Origin of the sequence: Nocardia sp. NBC_00508 (assembly GCF_036346875.1) — a bacterium.
Lineage (GTDB): Bacteria > Actinomycetota > Actinomycetes > Mycobacteriales > Mycobacteriaceae > Nocardia.
The window spans coordinates 1170348-1190780 of sequence record NZ_CP107852.1; the positions used below are offsets into that span (position 1 = coordinate 1170348).

General features: G+C 69.3%; 21 protein-coding genes. 5 read left to right on the plus strand and 16 right to left on the minus strand.

Annotated features, from left to right (window positions below; all coding sequences use genetic code 11):
• Window positions 1–15: 15 nt before the first annotated feature.
• Both OHA40_RS05140 and nadA read right to left on the minus strand, forming a co-directional pair.
• Complete coding sequence (locus OHA40_RS05140; RefSeq protein WP_330231917.1) at window positions 16–1587, minus strand: L-aspartate oxidase; 1572 nt, start codon at window positions 1585–1587, stop codon at window positions 16–18.
• A gap of 112 nt (window positions 1588–1699) precedes the next feature.
• Window positions 1700–2743 carry a quinolinate synthase NadA gene (gene nadA / locus OHA40_RS05145; protein ID WP_330231918.1) on the minus strand — a complete coding sequence of 348 codons (1044 nt, stop codon included), beginning with the start codon at window positions 2741–2743 and terminating at the stop codon, window positions 1700–1702.
• Between the two features lie 77 nt (window positions 2744–2820).
• Here nadA and OHA40_RS05150 point away from each other — a divergent pair, with 77 nt between their 5' ends.
• Window positions 2821–3579 carry an NUDIX hydrolase gene (locus OHA40_RS05150; RefSeq protein WP_330231919.1) on the plus strand — a complete coding sequence of 253 codons (759 nt, stop codon included), beginning with the start codon at window positions 2821–2823 and terminating at the stop codon, window positions 3577–3579.
• Window positions 3580–3643: 64 nt separating this feature from the next.
• Here the strand turns inward: OHA40_RS05150 and OHA40_RS05155 are convergent, their stop codons facing one another.
• Window positions 3644–3823, minus strand: coding sequence for a hypothetical protein (locus OHA40_RS05155; RefSeq protein ID WP_330231920.1), 180 nt, complete (start codon window positions 3821–3823; stop codon window positions 3644–3646).
• Between the two features lie 289 nt (window positions 3824–4112).
• Here OHA40_RS05155 and OHA40_RS05160 point away from each other — a divergent pair, with 289 nt between their 5' ends.
• Window positions 4113–4766, plus strand: a complete 654-nt coding sequence (locus OHA40_RS05160) for a Uma2 family endonuclease (RefSeq protein ID WP_330231921.1) — start codon at window positions 4113–4115, stop codon at window positions 4764–4766.
• A gap of 99 nt (window positions 4767–4865) precedes the next feature.
• Here the strand turns inward: OHA40_RS05160 and OHA40_RS05165 are convergent, their stop codons facing one another.
• Window positions 4866–5795 carry a LysR family transcriptional regulator gene (locus OHA40_RS05165; protein ID WP_330231922.1) on the minus strand — a complete coding sequence of 310 codons (930 nt, stop codon included), beginning with the start codon at window positions 5793–5795 and terminating at the stop codon, window positions 4866–4868.
• Between the two features lie 139 nt (window positions 5796–5934).
• Between OHA40_RS05165 and mmsB the strand changes: the two genes are divergently transcribed.
• The gene (gene mmsB, locus OHA40_RS05170; protein ID WP_330231923.1) at window positions 5935–6828 is read left to right on the plus strand and encodes a 3-hydroxyisobutyrate dehydrogenase; all 894 of its coding nucleotides are present in this window, start codon (window positions 5935–5937) and stop codon (window positions 6826–6828) included.
• Window positions 6829–6845: 17 nt separating this feature from the next.
• Here the strand turns inward: mmsB and OHA40_RS05175 are convergent, their stop codons facing one another.
• Genes OHA40_RS05175 through bioB form a run of 3 tightly spaced genes read right to left on the minus strand, consistent with a single transcriptional unit; the run spans window position 6846 to window position 8794 of the window.
• A complete protein-coding gene (locus OHA40_RS05175; RefSeq protein WP_330231924.1) occupies window positions 6846–7511 on the minus strand; it encodes a DUF2567 domain-containing protein in 666 nt (221 codons plus the stop codon).
• Window positions 7512–7519: 8 nt separating this feature from the next.
• The gene (gene bsaP / locus OHA40_RS05180; protein ID WP_228838226.1) at window positions 7520–7747 is read right to left on the minus strand and encodes a biotin synthase auxiliary protein BsaP; all 228 of its coding nucleotides are present in this window, start codon (window positions 7745–7747) and stop codon (window positions 7520–7522) included.
• Between the two features lie 33 nt (window positions 7748–7780).
• A complete protein-coding gene (bioB, locus tag OHA40_RS05185; protein ID WP_330231925.1) occupies window positions 7781–8794 on the minus strand; it encodes a biotin synthase BioB in 1014 nt (337 codons plus the stop codon).
• 104 nt (window positions 8795–8898) lie between these two features.
• Here bioB and OHA40_RS05190 point away from each other — a divergent pair, with 104 nt between their 5' ends.
• Complete coding sequence (locus OHA40_RS05190; RefSeq protein WP_330231926.1) at window positions 8899–9483, plus strand: TetR/AcrR family transcriptional regulator C-terminal domain-containing protein; 585 nt, start codon at window positions 8899–8901, stop codon at window positions 9481–9483.
• Window positions 9484–9619: 136 nt separating this feature from the next.
• Here OHA40_RS05190 and OHA40_RS05195 read toward each other — a convergent pair whose 3' ends face one another.
• The 8 genes from OHA40_RS05195 to OHA40_RS05230 form a co-directional block, all read right to left on the minus strand.
• Complete coding sequence (locus OHA40_RS05195) at window positions 9620–10969, minus strand: LLM class flavin-dependent oxidoreductase (protein ID WP_330231927.1); 1350 nt, start codon at window positions 10967–10969, stop codon at window positions 9620–9622.
• Window positions 10966–11721 carry an ABC transporter ATP-binding protein gene (locus OHA40_RS05200; protein ID WP_330231928.1) on the minus strand — a complete coding sequence of 252 codons (756 nt, stop codon included), beginning with the start codon at window positions 11719–11721 and terminating at the stop codon, window positions 10966–10968. The genes OHA40_RS05195 and OHA40_RS05200 overlap by 4 nt, the downstream gene beginning before the upstream one ends.
• The gene (locus OHA40_RS05205; protein WP_330231929.1) at window positions 11697–12560 is read right to left on the minus strand and encodes an ABC transporter permease; all 864 of its coding nucleotides are present in this window, start codon (window positions 12558–12560) and stop codon (window positions 11697–11699) included. Before OHA40_RS05205 ends, OHA40_RS05200 begins: the two co-directional genes overlap by 25 nt.
• On the minus strand, window positions 12560–13651 hold the full coding sequence (locus tag OHA40_RS05210) for an ABC transporter substrate-binding protein (RefSeq protein ID WP_442943928.1): 1092 nt from the start codon (window positions 13649–13651) through the stop codon (window positions 12560–12562). Before OHA40_RS05210 ends, OHA40_RS05205 begins: the two co-directional genes overlap by 1 nt.
• A 65-nt stretch (window positions 13652–13716) precedes the next feature.
• Window positions 13717–14880, minus strand: coding sequence for a lipase family alpha/beta hydrolase (locus OHA40_RS05215; RefSeq protein ID WP_330231931.1), 1164 nt, complete (start codon window positions 14878–14880; stop codon window positions 13717–13719).
• Window positions 14881–15127: 247 nt separating this feature from the next.
• Window positions 15128–16345 carry a hypothetical protein gene (locus OHA40_RS05220; protein ID WP_330231932.1) on the minus strand — a complete coding sequence of 406 codons (1218 nt, stop codon included), beginning with the start codon at window positions 16343–16345 and terminating at the stop codon, window positions 15128–15130.
• Window positions 16346–16418: 73 nt separating this feature from the next.
• Window positions 16419–17108, minus strand: coding sequence for a dethiobiotin synthase (gene bioD, locus OHA40_RS05225; RefSeq protein ID WP_330231933.1), 690 nt, complete (start codon window positions 17106–17108; stop codon window positions 16419–16421).
• Complete coding sequence (locus OHA40_RS05230) at window positions 17105–18253, minus strand: 8-amino-7-oxononanoate synthase (protein ID WP_330231934.1); 1149 nt, start codon at window positions 18251–18253, stop codon at window positions 17105–17107. The genes bioD and OHA40_RS05230 overlap by 4 nt, the downstream gene beginning before the upstream one ends.
• Window positions 18254–18379: 126 nt before the next feature.
• Between OHA40_RS05230 and OHA40_RS05235 the strand changes: the two genes are divergently transcribed.
• A complete protein-coding gene (locus tag OHA40_RS05235) occupies window positions 18380–18688 on the plus strand; it encodes a hypothetical protein (RefSeq protein ID WP_330231935.1) in 309 nt (102 codons plus the stop codon).
• Between the two features lie 182 nt (window positions 18689–18870).
• Here the strand turns inward: OHA40_RS05235 and OHA40_RS05240 are convergent, their stop codons facing one another.
• The gene (locus OHA40_RS05240; protein ID WP_330231936.1) at window positions 18871–20151 is read right to left on the minus strand and encodes an adenosylmethionine--8-amino-7-oxononanoate transaminase; all 1281 of its coding nucleotides are present in this window, start codon (window positions 20149–20151) and stop codon (window positions 18871–18873) included.
• Window positions 20152–20433 lie beyond the last annotated feature (282 nt).

Genomic DNA, 20433 nt, shown 5'->3' on the forward strand with positions numbered 1-20433 from the left:
GCTCGACGGCTGTGTTCAGGGAATGGGTGATGGGTATTCGGGGGCGCCCTCGTCGTTCAGCCGGATCGGGAGGCCGCGGCGGAGTCCGTCGACGAGGTCCGGGTGGTCCGACCGGGTGTGGCAGCCACGGCTTTCGGTGCGGGCGAGGGCGGCCAGCAGCAGGGTGCGCGCCGCGAGGGTGAGCGCGGCGTCCTCGATCGCGGCGATCGGGTGGGTGACGCCGGTGCACGTGACGCGCCGGGCGACCACGTCGTCCAGCCGTTTCAGTGCTTCGGCCAGGCCCGCGCCGTCGCGGACCACCGAGGCGTGCGTGGTCATCAACCGCTGCACGATCTCGCGATCGGCACACGCGGCGACGCGAACCGGGATCTCGGTGACGGACGCCCGCTCGCCGAGCCGCTCGGCCGCGGCGGCTCCGGCGCGCTCGCCGACCACCAAACCCTCCAGCAGGCTGTTGGATGCCAATCGGTTCGCCCCGTGCAGGCCGGTGCGCGCGACCTCACCCGCCGCGTACAGGCCGGGCACTTCGGTGCGGCCGTGGGTGTCGGTGACGACCCCGCCGCACTGATAGTGCGCGGCCGGGGCGACGGGGATCAGATCCGTACGCGGATCGATGCCCGCGGCCAGACACGAGGCGGTGATCGTCGGAAACCGTTGCGCGAAGTGGTCGATCGAGCGTGCGTCGAGGTAGACATGCTCGGTGCCGAGCGCCCGCATGCGCGCGGCGATGGCGCGCGAGACCACGTCGCGCGGTGCGAGGTCGCCACGCGGATGCACCCCTGCGGTCACCGAATTGCCTTCGGTATCGACCAGTATCGCGCCTTCACCGCGAACCGCTTCGCTGATCAGCGGCCTGCAGCCCACCCCGCCCTTGGTGTAGAGCACGGTCGGGTGGAACTGCACGAACTCGAGATCCGTGACGGTGGCGCCCGCCCACAGCGCGAGCGCGATGCCGTCGGCGGTGGCGCCGGGCGGGTTGGTGCTCAGCGCGTACAGCTGGCCGAGCCCGCCGGTGGCCAGCAGCACCGCGGGCGCGTGGACGACGCCGAATCCCTTGTCCGACACCGCGACAACACCCTGCACGCCGCCGCGCCCGGTGACGATCTCGCCCACCGCGGCCCCGAACAGCACCGGCAGACCGGCCTCGTTCAGCGCCCGCTGCACCTCCGCGCCGGTCGCGTCGCCGCCCGCGTGGATGATCCGGCGGGTGCTGTGGCCGCCCTCCCTGGTACGCGAAACCTGGCCGTCGCGACCGAGATCGAACACCGCGCCCAGGTCGGTCAGTGCGTCCACCGCGGCCTGCCCGCCCTCGACGATGGAGCGCACGGCGCCCGGGTCACAGAGCCCGGCGCCCGCCTCCACCGTGTCGTGCACGTGTGATTCGACGGAATCGCCGTGCGGCGCCACAACGGCGATGCCGCCCTGCGCGTACTGGGTCGAGGTGTCGGTGGGCCCGCCTTTGCTGAGCGTGAGCACCCGCAAACCGCGCAATGACGCCGTCCGCGCCGCGGTGAGTCCCGCGACGCCGCCGCCGATCACGACCAGGTCGGTCTCGGCCTCCCAGTCGATCGAAATCCCGGGTGTCATCGGCTCGCGCCTCGCTGCCTTCCGATCCGCGTGGCCTCGGGCGGATTCGGGGCGATCAGCGCTCGCGCCTCGTCCACCGCGTTCCGCCGGGGACCGACCACGGAGGTCGAACTCATTCACCGCCGCCGGGGTTGCCGATCGCGATCATCCGCTGCACCGAATTGCGGCCCAGCGCAGCGGTTTCCGGATCGACGTGCACCTCGTCGCGACCGTCGACCAGGCACCGCAGCAGTGCCGCCGGGGTGATCATCTTCATGTATTTGCACGAGGCCCGGTCGTTCACGGCCTGGAAGTCGATGCCGGGGGCGGCCTTGCGCAACTGGTGCAGCATGCCGACCTCGGTGGCCACCAGCACCTGGTTCGACTTCGCCGCCTTGGCCGCGTCGATCATGCCGCCGGTGGACAGGATGTGCACGCGCTCGGCCGGGAACGCGCCCTCGCCCGCCAGGTACAGCGCCGACGTGGCGCAGCCGCATTCCGGGTGCACGAACAGCTCCGCGTCCGGATGGGTGCGCGCCTGCTCGGTCAGCTCGTCGCCGTTGATGCCCGCGTGCACGTGGCATTCACCCGCCCAGATGTGCATGTTCGCGCGTCCGGTGACCCGCTTGACGTGCGCGCCGAGGAACTGGTCCGGCAGGAACAGCACTTCGCGGTCCGGATCGATCGAGGCCACCACGTCGACCGCGTTGGACGAGGTGCAGCAGATGTCGGTGAGCGCCTTCACCTCGGCGGTGGTGTTCACGTACGAGACGACCACCGCCTTCGGGTGTTCGGCCTTCCAGGCACGCAGGTCGTCGGCGGTGATGGAGTCCGCGAGCGAGCATCCGGCGCGCTGGTCCGGGATGAGCACGGTCTTGGCCGGGCTGAGGATCTTGGCGGTCTCGGCCATGAAGTGCACGCCGCAGAACACGATCGTGTCCTCCGGCGCCTCCGCCGCGATTCGCGACAGCGCCAGCGAGTCGCCGACGTGGTCGGCCACGTCCTGGATCTCGGGCAGCTGATAGTTGTGCGCGAGAATGGTCGCGTTGCGCTCCCTGGCCAATCGCTTGACCTCCTGCGCCCATTCCGGCGTCGCCTCGACTCCGGCGAACCCCGCGGGTCCGTCGAACACCTGCCCCATCAGCGGGGGCGCCAGTTTCGCACCCGTCGTCGCCATGGATGGCTCCCTTCCTCGTGCGGTCGGCTACTCCGCCGATTCGCACCAAACCAGGTTTTCGTCTTACAATCGAAAACGTGCCCCATGGTAGCACCATCCACGAATCGCTCACCGCGGTGTTCCAGGTTCGCCGCTTCCCCGTCGAGATCGCCGCAGGTAGAAGCTCCGCGGACCGCGCGGAAGGCATGCTGCAACGTTGCCCACCGGACCAGCGGACCGAACTGGCGGTGTTGCTGTGGGAACGCGCGCTCGATCCACAGAAGGGCACCTGGTCGCTGCCCGGCGGCCGACTCGGCGACGACGAGGACCTGGACGCCTCCGCGCGCCGCCAGCTCGCCGAGAAGGTCGACGTGCGCGAGCTGACCCACCTCGAACAGCTCTCGGTGTTCAGCGCCCCCCACCGGGTGCCGAGCCCGCGGCGCATCGCCTCGGCTTACCTCGGCCTAGTGCCGCTCACCGCCGACCCGCGGCTACCTTCGGACACCGCCTGGCATCCGGTCTCGGCCCTGCCGGACATGTCCTTCGACCACCGCACCGTGGTCGACCACGCCCGCACCCGACTGGCCGCGAAACTGTCCTACACCAACATCGCCTTCGCGCTCGCGCCCGACCGGTTCACTATGTCGACCTTGCGCGAAATCTATTGCGCTGCACTCGGATACGACGTGGACACCACGAACCTCCAGCGGGTTCTTTCGCGCCGCAAGGTGATCACGCCCACCGGCGCCACCGCCGCTCCGGGTCGCGCGGGCGGCCGCCCCGCCGCCGTCTACCGATTCACCGACTCCGGTCTACGCGTCACCGACGAATTCGCGGCCCTGCGCCCACCGTCCTGAGCGAGTCACTCGGCCGGCACGCCGCAGTCTGCGTCTCCCCGACCAAGCCCAGCCGCCTTCCCGCTCAGCATTCCGCCGCCGCCTTGCGATGCTTGTGCCCGCGCCGATACCGACGCTTGTTCGGCACCGGCCGCGCCGCGTTGCTGCGCCGCAATGCATCCCGCCGCCGCCACGCGACCAGATCGGCGCGCTCCGCGGACGCCGCCGAAGGCGCGTCGGCAGCCACCCGCTGTGCGCGATTCACCACCTACCTCCCTTCGACACATCCTCAACCACTCGACCGGATCACGGTATCGATGAAACCTTCTCGGCTCCAGTGATTTCTGTCCCGCTGTGCACGAAATCGATGATCGCGGTGGGGCTCGGGTGGTATTCGAATGTCGCGTCAACCTCGGGCGACGGCACGTCGAGTGCGACTCGCGGTAGGCGACAGTAGCTCGGGTGGCGAAGCTCTCCGGCAGAGCTGTCCGCGGCGCGAATGGCGATGACCGGATCGCTCGGTGGCGACGGCTCACCCGGCTACCATGAGCGGCATGTCTACCCCGCGAGTAGATCGGCCGGAGCTTCCCGAGTTCATGACGTGGGAGGAGCTCGAGCGCCTCCCCGAGGAAATCGCGAGCCAGATCGAGCTCTGGGACGGTCGTGTCGTCTGGGTCCGGCGTGGCCCCTTCGAGCACCAGCAGTACACCGGACTGTTCTGGACCGCTCTGCGGCGATGCGTCCACCACGTCATGTCCGGGCAGCCGGAGCAGTGCTGGCAGGTGGGCATGGAAACGAACGTCTTTCTGCAGCCCAACGGGAAATCCGACTTCGTCACACCGGATTTCTTGGTTTTCCGCTGTCTCGAGTCCGATTATCAGGACATCCGAGCGAGCGATGTCCTGATCGCGGGCGAAGTACTCTCGCCATCGAATACACACAGAGACATCGAAGCCAAGAAGGCCCGCTATGCCGACGGTGGCATCCCGTGGTACTGGGAGGTCAGGCTGGCACGCGATCCGCGCGGAATCGAGATCGTCCGCGCCTATGCGCTGGAGACCGGGCACGGCCAACTCCCTGCCGGAGTCCGGCCGCTACACCGGGCCAACTACATTCTGGCCGACGAGTGGACCCCGGCGACCACCGACGGAATCCACATCGATTTCCCGTTCGCCATTCACATACCTTGGTCCGACCTCGACTACTGACAGTGCCCGACAGCCCAGCAGTCGCTCGAGCGAATCGGCCTAGGTGATGTCGAGGCGGCTGTGCAGCTGATGCCCTGCGGAGTGCAGTGCGCCGGGGTGTCAGTCCGGTTGGCCGCGCAGTTCCGCGGCACGCTCGGCCACCTCGGTGCGTAACGCGGCCAGCACTGCCCGGACCGCATTGCTGCGCAGCGACTCCTCCCGCGCCACGGTCCAATACGAGACCTGATAGTCGAAGTCCTCGCGCAGCAGGCGCCGCAGCTCGGGACGTGCGTCGGCCAGATACGCGGGCAGAATTGCCACCCCCGCACCCGCGACAGCGGCCTCGACATGTGCGAAAACGCTGGTGGACCGCATGCTGGCGACCGGCTCGGGCAACTGTTTGGCCGCGCGGTCGAGTTCGTCCACCTGGAGCGACGATTCGACGTAGAAGATCAGGCGGTGCTGGGCCAGATCCGCGAGGGCGCCCGGTGTCCCGTGCCGGTTCAGGTAGGTATCGGCGGCGTACAGACCCAGGCGGTAGTCGGTCAGGTGCCGGGCGATCGCACGGTGTACGTCGGGCTGACCGACCACGATCTCGAGGTCCACGCCGGATCGGTTCTGCCGGACCCGCTGTGTCGCGCTGATGAGTTCGATGGCCAGCCGCGGATGCGCTTCCTGTAGCCGCGCCAGCGCGGGCACCGCGAACCGGGCGACGAATCCGTCCGAGGCGGCGATCCGCACCAGTCCGCCGAGACCGTCGCTGCGCGCCCGCAGGGGCGTGGCGAGCAGCTGCATCGATTTCTCGATTTCCTCGGCGACCCCGAGCACCCCGCGGCCCATCTCGGTCAGCTCCCAGCCACGCGGACCGCGTACCAGCAGTCGGCCGCCGACCGCTTTCTCCAGGGCCGCGATGCGCCGGGACGCTGTCGTCGAATTGACGCCCAGCGCGGTGGCCGCCGCGGCGAACCGGCCCAGCCGCGCCACGGCGAGCAGGACGAGAAGATCATCCGGACTGGGCCGGATGCCGAGCGGGGCACTGCGCTGTGTCATGGGATGATTCCACCACTCGAGCTGCAAATCTGCAGGGCATTACTGCGAAATCGCGCCGCCAACTGCATTGATATCGGCTCGATCGGTTTCGTAGCGTGGTCCACATCACGCGGCCCGCACGGACGGAACGGAGCGCAGCATGGCAACAATCGGGTGGATCGGCCTGGGGCACATGGGAAGCCGCATGACGGCGAACCTCGTCAAGGGTGGGCACACTGTGACCGGCTTCGATCTCGACGCGGCGGCCGTCGACGCCGCGGCCGCCGGCGGCGTCCACCCCGCGGCCTCGCTCGCCGAGGCTGTCGGCGACGTCGACGCCGTGTTCACCATGTTGCCCAAGGGCGAGCACGTCCGCTCGGTGTACCTGGGCGAGGACGGTGTGCTCGACCACGCGGCACCGACCACGCTACTGGTGGACAGCTCGACCATCGATATTGATTCCGCGCACACGCTGCACGAGACAGCGCGCGAGCGCGGCTTCCGATTCGTCGACGCACCGGTTTCGGGCGGCATCAGCGGCGCCGCCGCCGGCACCCTGACGTTCATGGTCGGCGGTGCACCCGACGCGGTCGCCTCCGCCGCGAGCCTGATCGAGCCGATGAGCGGCAACATCATTCGGACCGGCGGCGCCACCAGCGGCCAAGCCGCCAAGATCTGTAACAACATGATGCTGCTGATCAACCTGGCCGGCTGCGCCGAGGGTGCGGTGCTGGCCGAGCGCCTCGGCCTGGATCCGCAGGTCTTCTGGAATGTGGCTTCGGTCTCCTCGGCGGACTCCTGGGCGCTGCGCACCTGGTATCCGGTGCCCGGAATCGTCGAAACGTCCGCCGCCAACAATGGATTCGCCGCCACCTTCACCGCCGAGCTGGCAAACAAGGACATCGGGCTGGCGCTCGCGGCTGCCGCGTCGACCGGGACCGAGTTGCCCGCCGCGGAACTCGTGCGTGCCCAACTGCAGCAGCTGGTCGACACCGGGCACGGCGGCAGAGACTGCTCGCTGATCATCTCCCACATCGACCCGGCTCGCGGTTGACTCGCGCAGAAAAGGCGTCAGTGCCGTGGACGTGACTCGGGCAGCGAATACCCGTCGGCGGCAGGGGCGTAGCCACGAGAGGGCAACTCCGCCCCACGCGCAGCGTCACCATAGGACGTGAACGCGTCGGTGGTGTCGAAGGATCCGCGCGCGACCCCAGCAGCGCGCAGACCGGTGCCGAGGTCTTCCGAGGTGTTCAGCGCGGCGAGGAACAGCAGGACGAACGACGCGATCAGCGGCTGCACGATGAGCGCGAGCGCGCTGCCCATCTCGATGGGCAGCGCGACGATCTGGCCGACCGGCGGATCATCCGGGCGCGGATGCAGCCATTCGGCGACCTGTTCGCCGACTCGCGCCATCATCACCGCGCCCACACCGGAACCGACCAGCAAGCCGATTTGCAGCAGCGGTCCGCGCGCGGATCGCCACCGCCACGCGGCCATGGCCGACAGCAGACCGAGCACCGCACCCGCGAGCAGGAACATCGCCAGCCCGTCGAATTGGTGCGCGCTCTCGCCGGTCAGCGCGACACCTCGACCCGGTTCGACCACGAGCAGCCGCTCGGTCGGCGCCAGCAACCCCCATCCGACACCGCCGATCGCACTCGCCAGCAGCACCGCCACGGCGACCACCGCCGCGGCACGCACCTCGCGCCGCATCCCGCCTCGGGACGGCGCCGTCACCGGCACCACTAGCGGCGTTCCAGATCTGCGGAGTCGAGCACGCCGTGCCGGGAGCATTTCGCCCACCAGCCGTCCGGGCTCACCTGCACGATCATGCGGCGGCCGCACTGTTCGCAGAAGCGCGGCGGCTCCAAGCCCAGCGCGGCGGCCGCCGGGATCGCGTCGTCGAGCCCCGGCACGATCCGCTTGCCGGTGAACGGGTTGTAGCGCTCGTCCATGTCCATGACAGTACCCATGGTCGTGGTCTCTTTCCTCCAACCGAGCCGGGGTCAGAGCGTTTCGTTGAGCGCCTTGATCGGCATCTTCAGCTCGCCGAGCAGGTCCAGGTCCTGCTCGGCAGGGCGGCCGAGGGTGGTCAGGTAGTTGCCGACGATGACGGCGTTGATGCCACCCAGGATGCCCTGCTTCGCGCCGAGATCGCCCAGGGTGATCTCCCGGCCGCCCGCGAAGCGCAGCATGGTGCGCGGCAGCGCGAGCCGGAACGCGGCGACAGCGCGTAGCGCGTCGGCGGCGGGCAGCACCTCCAGGTCGCCGAACGGTGTGCCCGGCCGCGGGTTGAGGAAGTTCAGCGGCACCTCGTCGGGCTCGAGTTCGGCCAGGTTCGCGGCGAATTCGGCACGCTGCTCCAGGGTTTCGCCCATGCCGAGGATGCCGCCGCAGCACACCTCCATGCCCGCTTCGCGGACCATGCGCAGCGTGTCCCAGCGCTCTTCCCAGGTGTGCGTGGTCACCACGTTCGGGAAGTAGGAGCGGGAGGTCTCCAGATTGTGGTTGTAGCGGTGCACGCCCATCGCGGCCAGCTGATCGACCTGCTCCTGGGTGAGCATGCCGAGCGAACAGGCGACCTGGATGTCGACTTCGTTGCGGATCGCCTCGACGCCCGCGGCGACCTGGGCCATCAGGCGCTCGTCCGGGCCGCGCACGGCGGCCACGATGCAGAACTCGGTGGCGCCGGTCTTCGCGGTCTGCTTGGCGGCCTCGACCAGGCTCGGGATATCCAGCCACGCGGCGCGCACGGGCGACTGGAACAGCCCCGACTGCGAGCAGAAGTGGCAGTCCTCGGGGCAGCCGCCGGTCTTCAGGCTGATGATGCCCTCGACCTCGACCTCGGGACCGCACCACTTCATCCGCACCTCGTGGGCGAGAGCGAGCAATTCCTCCAGCCGGTCGTCACTCAGGCGCAGTACCTCCAGGGTCTGTTCCTGGTTCAGCCCTTGGCCGCGCTCTAGCACCTGCGCACGGGCGATCGACAGAATATCGATATCAACGGGTGCCTGGGTCACTGCACGAATCCCTTCGTCCGGCCGAGGTGGCCGTGCAACTTGAACGGTGTTCAGGCTAGGGTAGCGGTAAGAGTGAGTCAAAACACGACGGGGAAGGACTTCCAGTGCAACTGCACCGGGCGGACGTGGTGGATGGAGCCATCGCGATTCTGGATCAGTACGGCCTCGCCGATCTCACGATGCGCAGGCTGGCCGGTTCACTTCAGGTGCAACCCGGCGCGCTGTACTGGCACTTCCCCAATAAGCAAGCGTTGCTCGGCGCGGTCGCGGACAAGATCCTCGCCCCGATGGAGGACCCGATCGCGGCCGACGAGTGGTCCGGGCAGGTCACCGAATTGGCCCATCGCCTGCGCGACTGCCTGCTGGCCTATCGCGACGGCGCCGAATTGGTCTCGGCGACCTACGCTTCCCGGCTCACCACCAGCAAGGGCCGGGAACGCTTGGTGAGCGCGGCGATTCGCGCGGGCATGCCGCGGCACGAGGCCGAGCTCGCGGCGTTCACCCTGCTCTACTACGTGCTGGGCCAGACCGTGGACGAGCAGTCGAGAATGCAGATGGATTCGGTCGGCGCGCTCGCCGAAGACGCGACGCCATTGGACGAAACCCCCGACGCCACCGCGCGTTTCGACTTCGGTCTCCAATTGTTCGTCGCCGGCGTGCGGCACTTGCTCGGTACCCGCGTCCGCTGACCCGCACCCGGCCACACCCGGCTACCGAAGTGGCACGCCGATCGAAGCGGCCACTTCCGCGCAGATATCAGCACGGCGCCTCCGGACAGTGCGGCGGTCCGGTCGCGCGGCGGGCAGCCGGTTTCGCCCGTGGCGCTCAATGGGTCAGCGTGGGCTCCCGGGTGAATCGGTTTTCCGGACGCGGCAGGCCGAAGTGGTCGCGCAGGGTGGTGCCGGTGTACTCGGTACGGAACAGACCGCGCTCCTGCAGGATCGGCACGACCGTCTCGGCGAAGACCTCCAGTCCTCCCGGGTAGTACGGCGGCATCACGTTGAAACCGTCCGCGGCGCCATTGCGGAACCACTCCTCGATGGTGTCGGCGACCTGCTCGGGGGTCCCGGCGAACACCCGGTGACCGCGCGCACCGGCGAGGCGGTGCAGCAGACCGCGCACGGTCGGCCGTTCCCGCTGCACGATGCCCGCGACGACCTGTAAGCGGCTCTGTCCGTTGTCGGTGACATCTCCTGCCGTGTCGAACAGTTCGACCGGAATCGGATCGTCCAGCGGCAGGTGCCGCAGGCTGATCCCGACGACGCCCTCCAGCTGGGCCAGGCCGTATTCCGGCACGGTGAGCTCGTTGAACTCGCGTTCCAGTCGCTTGGCCGCCGCCTCGGTATCGGCGATGAACGGGCTGATGCCGGGCAGGATCTTGACGTGCTCCGGGTCGCGGCCGAAACCGCGGGCCTGCGCCTTGATGTCGGCATAGAACGCCTGCGCGTCGCTCAGCCGCTGGTGCGCGGTGAAGATCGCCTCGGCGTACTTGCCCGCGAACGCGCGGCCCTCGTTCGACGCGCCCGCCTGTACCAGCACCGGGTGCCCCTGCGGCGTACGCGGCGCGTTGAACGGCCCGCGCACCCGCAGGTATTCGCCCGCGAAGTCGATCCGGTGGATCTTGCCGGGGTCGGCGTACACTCCGGAAGCCTGGTCCAGGACGATGGCGTCGTCCTCCCAGCTGTCCCACAGCGCCACCACGGCGTCGACGAATTCCCGTGCCCGCGCGTACCTTTCGGCGTGGTCGGGGTGCTGGTCCAGCCCGAAGTTCGCCGCGGCGAGATCCGTTCCCGTGGTGACGATGTTCCAGCCCGCGCGGCCACCGGAGATGTGGTCCAGCGTGGAGAACAATCTGGCCAGGTTGTAGGGCTCGTAGTACGTGGTCGACGCGGTGGCGATGAGACCGAGATGCGTGGTGGCCGTGGCGATCGCGGTGAGCAGAGTGATCGGCTCCAATCCGGAGGCCGCGTTGTGCTTCACGTTGGTGCGCAGCGCAGGACCGTCGGCGAAGAACACCGCGTCGAGCTTCGCCGCCTCGGCGGTACGGCCGATCTCCTGGTAGTAGGCGACATCGTAGATCCGCTCCGGGCTGCTCCACGGATGCCGCCACGCGGCTTCGTGGTGACCGGAGGGGTAGATGAACGCGTTGAGGCTGAGTTGGCGTGGTGTGGTCATGAGGCTTTCTTCTCTTCGTCGTCGGCGGGCGTCTCCACGCCGACACCCAGGCTGGCCAATAGCAGAGATCGGTGCCGCAGAAACGCCGGATCACCATGGCGGCGTGGACGTTCCAGGTCGATGCGCTGATCCACCGCGATGCGCCCGTCGTCGAGCACCAAGACGCGGTCGGCCAGCAGCACGGCCTCGTCCACATCGTGGGTGACCAGCAGCACGGCGGGCCGGTGCCTGGCACACAGGTCCTGCAGCAGTGCGTGCATCTTGATCCGGGTCAGCGCGTCGAGCGCGCCGAAAGGTTCGTCGGCCAGCAGCAGCTCCGGCTCTCGCACCAGCGACCGCGCCAGCGCGACGCGCTGCTGCTCGCCACCGGAAAGCTCCTTGGGCCAGGCTTTCTCCCGCCCCGCAAGGCCGACCTCGGCCAGCGCGGAGCGTCCGCGCTCGGCCGCCTCGGAGCCGCTGAGCCCGAGGGTCACGTTGTCGAGCACCCGCGCCCATGGCAGCAGCCGGGAGTCCTGGAACACCACCGAACGTTCGGTGGGCACACTCAGTTCACCGGATCCCGGCACGTCGTAGTCCAGTTCGGCCAGTGCCCGCAGCAACGTGCTCTTGCCGGAGCCGCTGCGGCCGAGCAGCGCGACGAACTCGCCGCGGGCGATGTCGATATCCAGATCGCGCAGCACGACCCGGTCGCCGAACCCGCGTCGCAGCTGCCTGGCGCGGACCACATTCAGTCCGCGAGTGTCTGTCGCCATGACAGCGCCTTCCTTTCCGCGGCGCGCACCAGGATGTCGCCGAACAGGCCGAGCAGGCCGTAGATCACCAAGCCGACCACGATGACGTCGATCTGGCCGTAGGTGCGGGCCTGGGTCATGAGATAGCCGATACCGCTGGTCGCGTTGACCTGTTCCACGACGACGAGTGCCAGCCAGGAAATGGTGACCGCGAGCCGCAGGCCGGTGAAGAATCCGGGCAGCGATCCCGGCAAAGCGATCCGGCGGACGAACCCCCAGCGCGACAGCTGCACGGTCTGGGCGAGTTCCAGGTATCCCGCGTCGACGCTGCGCAAGTGCGCGTGCGTGTTCAGGTAGATCGGCACCGCCACGCTGGTGGTGATGACCAGCAGCTTCATTTCCTCGCCGATGCCGAACCACACGATGAACAGCGGGATCAACGCGAGCGTGGGAATGGCGCGCTTGATCTGGATCGGCCCGTCCACCAATGCCTCGCCGATCCGGCTCAGCCCGGCCAGCAGCGCGAGCACCAAGCCGATGGCGACGCCGAGGCCGAGCCCGATCACGGCGCGCTGCACGGAGGTGCGCAGGTTGCTCTGCAAGCGGCCGTCGGCGAGCAGGTCACCGGCGGTCTGCGCGACCGTCCACGGCGCGGGGAGGGTCTCCGGATCCAAGGCGCCCGAAGCCGACCCGGCCACCCACACGGCGACCAGCAACGTCGGTCCCACGGCGATGCCGAACGGGATCGGGCGGCCCGGCCCGAGTCGCGGGCGGGCGATCTTGCGTTTGGCGAGTATCGGTTCCGGCCCGGAACGGCCGAGGCCGATGCGGTGCAGTACTCCGGCGTCCAGCGTTGCCATCAGCGTGCCTTCGGTTCGAACGCGGCACCGCTCTCGGTGACCGCCTGGGTGATCGCGGCGTCGAAACGCAGGTCGAAGCCGTTGGCGGCCTGCACCTTCTTGGGCAATTCCCCCGCTTCGGCGATAGCGTCGATGGTGGACTGCTGGCGGTCGACGAGCTGCTGGTCCAGGTGCGGGAAGACGTACGTGCCCAACGAGTCCACAATGCGCTCGGCGTCGTCCGCACTCACCTTTTGGTTCTCGACGTAGTAGCGGCGCGCCCACTCCTCGGGATGCGTGTTGGCCCACTGGTAGGCGCGCACGAACGCACCGGCCAGGGCGCGGGTGGCGGCCGCCTTGGCCGGGTCCCGCACGACGGCGCGGCGGGCATACAGGTAGGCGAGGCCGCCGTAGATGCCCGCGGTCTCGGAGTCGGGGATCAGCGAAGTGCCCGGCGTGCGCAGGAACCGGGTGACGTTCGGTTCGATCAGCGGGGCGACGTCGACCTGGCCGGTGCGCACCGCGTCGAGGAACTCGGCCAGCTGCAACCGCACCAGCTGTACGTCGGACGTTTTCAGTCCGGCCTTGTCGATCGCGCGCAGCACGGCGGCCTGCTGGGCGGTGCCCTCGGCGTAGGCGATCTTCTTGCCCTTCAGATCCGCCAGCGTGGACACCGGCTTGCCCGGCGCCACCGCGAGTTTCAGCGCGGTGGTGCTGGTCTGGTAGGCCGCGATGATCGGAACGTCCTGCCCGGCCACCAGCGCGTGGATCGGGGGAACGTCGCCCACCTGCGCCACATCGGCGGCGCCTGCGCGGAACGCCTCGAGAATGGCAGGGCCGCCGACGAAGTTGGCGAACTCCACCGTGAACGGAAGTTTGTCGAGTTCACCGGAGATACGCAGGACGGACTGCAGGCGCTCGGATTGGTCGGCGATCACGAGGGTGGTGCCCGCCGGAACCTCGGTGGGCAGCGGCCCGTCGGTGGTGGGACCGACCGGCTTGTCGTCGTTCGCGCAGCCGGTGAGTCCCAGGGTCGCAACGGTTGCCACGGCGAGCAATGCGGCGGTCGTGCGGCTACGGAGGCCGGACCGGAACGTGCTTGGTCGGAACATAGGCGAATTGAAACAAGTCGAATCCGGCAGGAGAACGGTTTGTCTCAGCCTGGTTCGAACCTCCGTCAGCGGGGCGGCGCCGCCACCGTCGTCCCTCGAACCTGCTGCTGGTAGCGCTGGACGAACGGTAGTACCTGCTGTTCGATCACCGTGTTGTACTCCCGCGGACGCTGCATCGGATTGGCGTGCCCGGTGTTTCGCGCGAGCACCACCAGCAGCGTGCCGTCCACGCCGCCGGACCGCTCGATCAGCACTTGGTGGGAATACTCCACATCGACCACGCGGTCTCGGCCCGCATCGCGCGGACGGATGAAAACGATGGCGGGCCTCGGCTTCTCGGGCACGGGTTCGGCCAAGGCGCGGAGATTGTCCGCCGCACCACCCGCCACGATGGCGGTGAACTGGGACTCGATCAGGCCGTTGCTCGCGGCGTCGCCCGAGAGGATCTTCTCCCGCAGCACCTCCCGCAGCACCTCGCCCAGCTCGCCGAACCGGATGCCGGGCAGTCCTTCGCCACGGTCGAGGAACCGTTCGCGGCGGGCGTAGGACTCCACGGTCAAACGCAGCAGGCGGCTTTCCCTGGCGCCGGGCAACCACCCCATCCAGCGCAGCATGTCCTCGCCGCGCCCGCGGCTCTCCAGGCGGACCGCGTTCAGGTCCATCGGCGTGCAGTCCAGGATCACGCCGACCAGCCTGCGGTCGCTGTCCCGGTGGATGTGCTCGGCGACCTCCAGCGCGATCACCCCGCCCATACTGTGCCCGACCAGCACCACGTTCTTCAGCCCGGACAGTTCCGCGGCGCGGACGATCAGGTCGGCGATCACCTTGGTATCGATGCCTTGATTGTCGTAGCGGATCGCCCACACCATGCCCATCGTGCGCAGGGCGGGCAGCGCGGCGGCGGTGTCTCTGGCGTCCAGGCCGCCCAATCCGACCAGGTCCACCACGACGGTGTCCCAATTCTTCGGGTCCACCGGCGGGGCGACGGGCAGGATGGCCGGGTCGGTGCGCGCCAATCGCGCCTGTTCCGGCACGACGTCGTATTTCCAGTACTGTGCGAACACCACGAGCCCGGCCAGTAGCAGTGCGGCGACCCGCAGCACCGTCACCCTGGTGCGGCGCAACGTCTTCCACCCGTGCCCCAGGCCCGTGTCCCGCAGCCGAGCTCGGCGTCGCGCGTCATCCCAGTCGGAGACGGTGGACGGGTGCCTCTCGTCCAACGGCGACATCCACCCCACTGTAGGCACGGGTGCGGACGGTTACCATGACGGCAGCACCGGCGCGGGCGTGTCGGGCGGCCCGGTCCACCGCGAGCCGTGCCCCCGAGACGCGCGACGCCACCGCTATCGCACAGGCTCTCTGCTGGTCAGCGCACCTTCGCGGCCGTCGCGGCGAGCTTGCCGAGCGAGATCCGCCAGCCGAGTTCGTTGTCCTCGGGAGCGATTCCGTGTTTCGGATGCGACGTCGCCAGGCCATTCACCGCTGGGCGGCGGTTCGAGGAAAGCCGGGCGACTCGACGTCGATCTGGATCGTGCCTCCGACATCGGTGACGACGAACTGGTAGTAGTCGGGGGTGCGCAGGCGCCGGGACGGCCCGTCGCCGGGATCGTCGACACGCCATCCGAGGTGGCGGGACCCGCCGGTGATGAGTCCGAGGTACTGCGCGGTCTCGTGCTCCGGCGGGCCGACGAGAACGCATCTCAGCCGGATACTCAGCACCGGATACTCCGTCCCGATCCCGTCGTCGCATGGCGCCACGGTTCCGCGGCCGTTCGGGTAGTGCAGCGACACCGGCACCGGGAGATGGCGCAACAGCTCGTCGAGACACTCGTCGACTCGGTGACGCGCCCCGGCTTCGGTGAGTCTCGAGACGACTCCGACCGCTCGCGCCACCGGCGGGAGGCTCGCGGCGGCTGCCCGCAGCGCGTCGGGAGCTATCTCGAGCGTCGCGGTGCCCGGGCCGGACACCTCCGCCAGCTGCTCGGCCTCGATGGCCACGTCTGTATCGACGTCGAAACCGGTACTCAGGAATTCGTCGAAGCAGAGGTCGAACTGCTCGGCATGCGAGATGTTGCCATCGGCTTCGCGCCCCATCGTGCCGGACGGAAAGTCCGGCGACACACAGCAATTGAAGATTCCGGCGGCCTTGGCCAGGAGCATCACCCGGTCGCTGGGCACATACGCCTCGGCGTCCCAGTTCCGCACCCGGTAGTCGCACTCGGGAATGTCCTCGTACAGCTCCATCTGCCGTGGCCGAAGCGGCCCGTACGATCCGTCCGGCGCGGTGAATCCGGCGTGAACCGCGGCGAGGAAGAACCGCAATGGCTCCGGAACACAGCCCCAGTGCGGCGGGTCGCCTGCGCCGAACGTCTCCGGATGCCAACCGATACGCACCAGGAAAGGCCGATAACGCCGCCGGATGGCGTAACACAGCACCCAGTCGCCGCGCAGCAGACCCACCCGCACGTCGGCGAGATCCCGTTGGAGAGCCGCGGCGAACCGCGGCAGCGACAGCAGGAAATCGAGATTCCACAGCGCCAGCGCCGACTCGCACCGAATGTGGGAGGAGACCGAAGACGCGATCGGCCGCCATGCCTGCGGGACCCGCGCCACTACCGACGAACCCGGCTCGACCAGCGTGATCGAACCGATCCCCGTGCCTGTGATCAGGTTGGCGAATTCCTCGTTCTCCATGGCGTTCTCAGGGTAGCGTCGCCCCAGCCATGGGCAGCGCCGGAACGCCAGGACGCTCCGGTCGCGTAACGCGTCAGCCGAGGGGACCGAGCATTCCGGGTGACCAGGCGGGTTCGAACCAGCCGGGGGCCGCGGCCGTGAAACGTTCCCGGTCCCAGCGGCCCGCGCCCGCGGGGATCGCGCCGACGAGGTCGACGCCGGTTACCCGGGTCAGGTCGGTGCGGTTGCACGACGCGGCCAAGTCGGGTTCGGCGGGCCAGGAGCCGATCACCAGGCCCGTGCACCGCACGCCCGCCGACTGCAGCGCGCGGGTGGTCAGTTCGGTGTGGTTGAGGGTTCCCAGACCAGCGGCGGTGACCAGCAGGACCGGGGCGCCGAGTTTCTGGGCGAGGTCGAGCAGCGTGAAATCGCCCAGCCGCACAAGCAATCCGCCCGCGCCTTCGACGAGGACGAGATCGGCGTCGGAGAGAGCGTCGATGGCTGCCGCGGTTTCGGCGAGGGTCAGCTCCGGCAGACCGGCACGCTGGGCGGCGGTGTCGGGCGCCAGCGGGTCCGGATAGCGGACGAGTTCGAGCGTCCGGGTGACGCCGGACAGGCGCTGGATTTCGGCGAGGTCGCCGGGTGCACCGACCGCGACACCGGTCTGACCTGGTTTGCACACCGCCACCGAGCGACCGTCCGCCAGAGCGGCGGCGGCGACGGCGGCCGTGACGACCGTCTTGCCGACGTCGGTGGAGGTTCCGGTGATCAGCAGGATGGTCATGCCGGCACCGCTCCCCGCGCCTCGGCCAGCACCTCACCGAGCACCGTCGCGATGGTGTCGAGTTCGGCCGGGGTGAGGTTGGCTCGCGCGGTCAGCCGCAAGCGCGAGGTGCCCTCCGGAACCGACGGCGGACGGAAGCAGCCCACGTCGAGCCCGCGCGCCCGGCACGCCTGAGCCGCGTCGAAGGCCACCTGCGCGGGGCCGAGTACAACCGAAACCACCGCCGAATCCGGGGCGGGGACACCCGCGATCCGGGCGATGTCCGCGGCGCGTTCGAGTACCCGCCCGGCCAGTTCCGGTTCCGAGCGCAACAGGCGCAACGCGGCCCGCGCCGCACCGACGGCAGCGGGCGCGAGACCGGTATCGAAGATGAATGTGCGCGCGGCGTCGATCAGGTGGGCGCGCACCCGCGCACTGGCCAGCACCACACCGCCTTGCGCGGCAAGGGATTTCGACAGCGTCGCGGTGATCACCAGATCCGGCGCCCCGGCCAGCCCGAGTTCGTGCACCAGCCCACGCCCGCCCGCGCCGCGCACACCGAGGCCGTGCGCCTCGTCCACGACGAGTACCGCACCATTGGCCCTGGTCACCCGATGCAGCTCGGCCAGAGGAGCGAGGTCTCCATCGGCGCTGAACACAGAATCGGTGAGCACCAGCGCCCGCTCCTCGGTGCGCTCCGCCAGCAGCAGGCCCACCGCCGCCACATTGCGGTGCGGCGCGATCTCCACCCGTGCTCGCGACAGGCGGCAGGCGTCCACCAGCGATGCGTGGCTGCCCGCGTCGGAGACCACGAGCGAGCCGCGGCCCGCGAGCGCGGTGACCGCGCCGAGGTTGGCCGCGTACCCGGAGGCGAACACGAGTCCGGCTTCGGCGCCGACGAATTCGGCCAGCTCGGTCTCCAGCAGCTCATGCTCGGCGGTGGTGCCGGTGACCAGACGAGACCCGGTCGATCCGGCGCCCCAGCGGCGCACCGCCTCGATCGCGCCGTCGAGCACCGCGGGGTGGCGGACCAGCCCGAGGTAGTCGTTGGAGGCGAGATCGATCGAGGGCATCTGCGGGGCGCGCGGCCGCAACTCACGGCGCAGCCCCGCGGCCACCCGCGCGGCGGCGCGCTCGTCCAACCAGCTCAACGGATCGGTAGTCACAGCTCCGCAGCATACTTGAACGCCGTTCAGGACGGCTAGCCGCCGACCCGGCTGGTACCGTTGTTGCATCGTTGGTGGCGTCACCGGCCTGCGGTGACGAAGCTTCACCCCGGAGGAAACGGCCGGATGCCGCGGTGGGCGATAGTCGTCGAGGAAACAACGGGCTCGGGCGATCACAAGCGCTGGTCACCCCGGATTCTCGCGGAAGTGGTCGGCACCCGCGCACAGGCACTGGCCAAGCTGGCCGGCGTGCTGCCCACCTACACCCCCGAGCATCCCAAACTGCGCGGCCGCCGCGTCGTCCTGCGTGACGGCGACACCTACTTGCTGATGGTGCGCGGCTGGTCCGACGAATACCACTGCATCTTCCGAGTCTGGGAAGTGTTGTCCGACAGCGATCGTCCGGACATCGCCGACACCCGCGGCCGCGAATGATTCACGGACCCGTTGAACTCACGAAACTCACTGCGGCCGAGGGCGATACGATGATCCTTGCGAACGTGCTGCGTCAGGTCGGCACCGGCGAAGGATTCACCGCCATCGTCACCTCGTCGGCGGAAGCGGCGGGACGGGACAGCGACGGCACGATCGTCCCGCCCTGGATCGCTCGACCGAGGTCACCGATCGGACTGCGCGGCGACCGCCGCCCGCATCCCGGCGGTGATCGTCCCGACATCGTCCGAGGTGCTGATGAACGGCGGCATGGCGTACACCAGGTTGCGGAACGGACGCAGCCACACCCCGGCCGCGACCGCGGCATCGGTGGCGGCGCGCATGTCCACCGGGCGGTCCAGCTCGATCACACCGATCGCGCCGAGCACCCGCGCCTCGACCACATTCGGCAGCTCGCGCACCGGGGCGAGGCCCGCCTCCAGCTCGGCCTCGATCCGCGCCACCTCGCCGCGCCAGTCGCGCGAGCGCAGCAACTCGATCGATGCGACCGCGACCGCGCAGGCCAGCGGGTTGCCCATGAACGTAGGCCCGTGCATGAGACCGCCATGTGCCGCGCTGATCGTCTCGGCGATCCGCGCGGTACACAGCGCGGCGGCCAGCGTGAGATAGCCGCCGGTGAGCGCCTTGCCGACGCACAGCACGTCCGGGCTCACTCCGGCCTGATCGGCGGCGAAAAGGGTTCCGGTGCGGCCGAATCCGGTCGCGATCTCGTCGAAGACCAGCAGCACGCCGTGCTCGTCGCACAGCCTGCGCAGGTCGGCGAGGTAGCCGGGGTGATGCCAGCGCATCCCGCCCGCGCCTTGGACGACAGGCTCCACGATGACCGCCGCGAGTTCGTCGGCGTGCGCGGCGAGCATGCGCTCCAGTTCCGCGACATACCCCTGCCGGTAGTCGCGCGGCGGTACGGGTGCGAAGAGCTGGTCCACCAGGACGTCGGTCCACAGCGAGTGCATGCCGCCCTCCGGGTCGCACACGCTCATCGGCGTGAACGTGTCGCCGTGATAGCCGCCGCGCCAGGTGAGCAGCCGCCGCTTCCCCGGCTCGCCCAGCGAACGCCAGTACTGCAGGCACATCTTGACGGCAACCTCCACCGACACCGAGCCGGAGTCGCACAGGAACACCTTGTCCAGACCGGCGGGCGTCACGTCGACCAGCAGCTCGGCCAGCCGGACCGCGGGCTCATGGGTGAGCCCACCGAACATCACATGACTCATCCGCCGCGACTGGGCGGCCAGTGCGGCGTCGAGCACCGGATGCCGGTAGCCGTGGATGGCGGCCCACCAGGAACTCATGCCGTCGACCAGCTCGCGCCCGTCGGCCAGGGTCAGCCTGGTTCCCGCGGCGCCCGCCACCACCAGCGGCTCGGTCGTCGCGGGGAAGCCGCCGTACGGATGCCAGACATGCTTCGCGTCGAGGGCGGTGATCTCGTCAGGGGTCAGTGCCACAGGAATCCTCGCGTCCCGGCCCCGGCCCGCCCGAGGCTCCTTGAACACCGTTCAAGTTAACATCCGAGCTGCGGGAGCACGAAGGGAGTCCGGACCAGAGCCATTCCTGCACGCCCGGACGGACCGGCCACGCGGGAACGCGACCACGCCGACCAGCCGCTCGGTGGCCTCGCGCGCCTCGCCGTACGCCTCGGCTATCGCCGCCGCTGGCTGGAAAACGGCTCCGACCTCCCCTGACTCACCCAGCCAGACCACCCGCACAGGCGAACGTTCCGCTGCCGC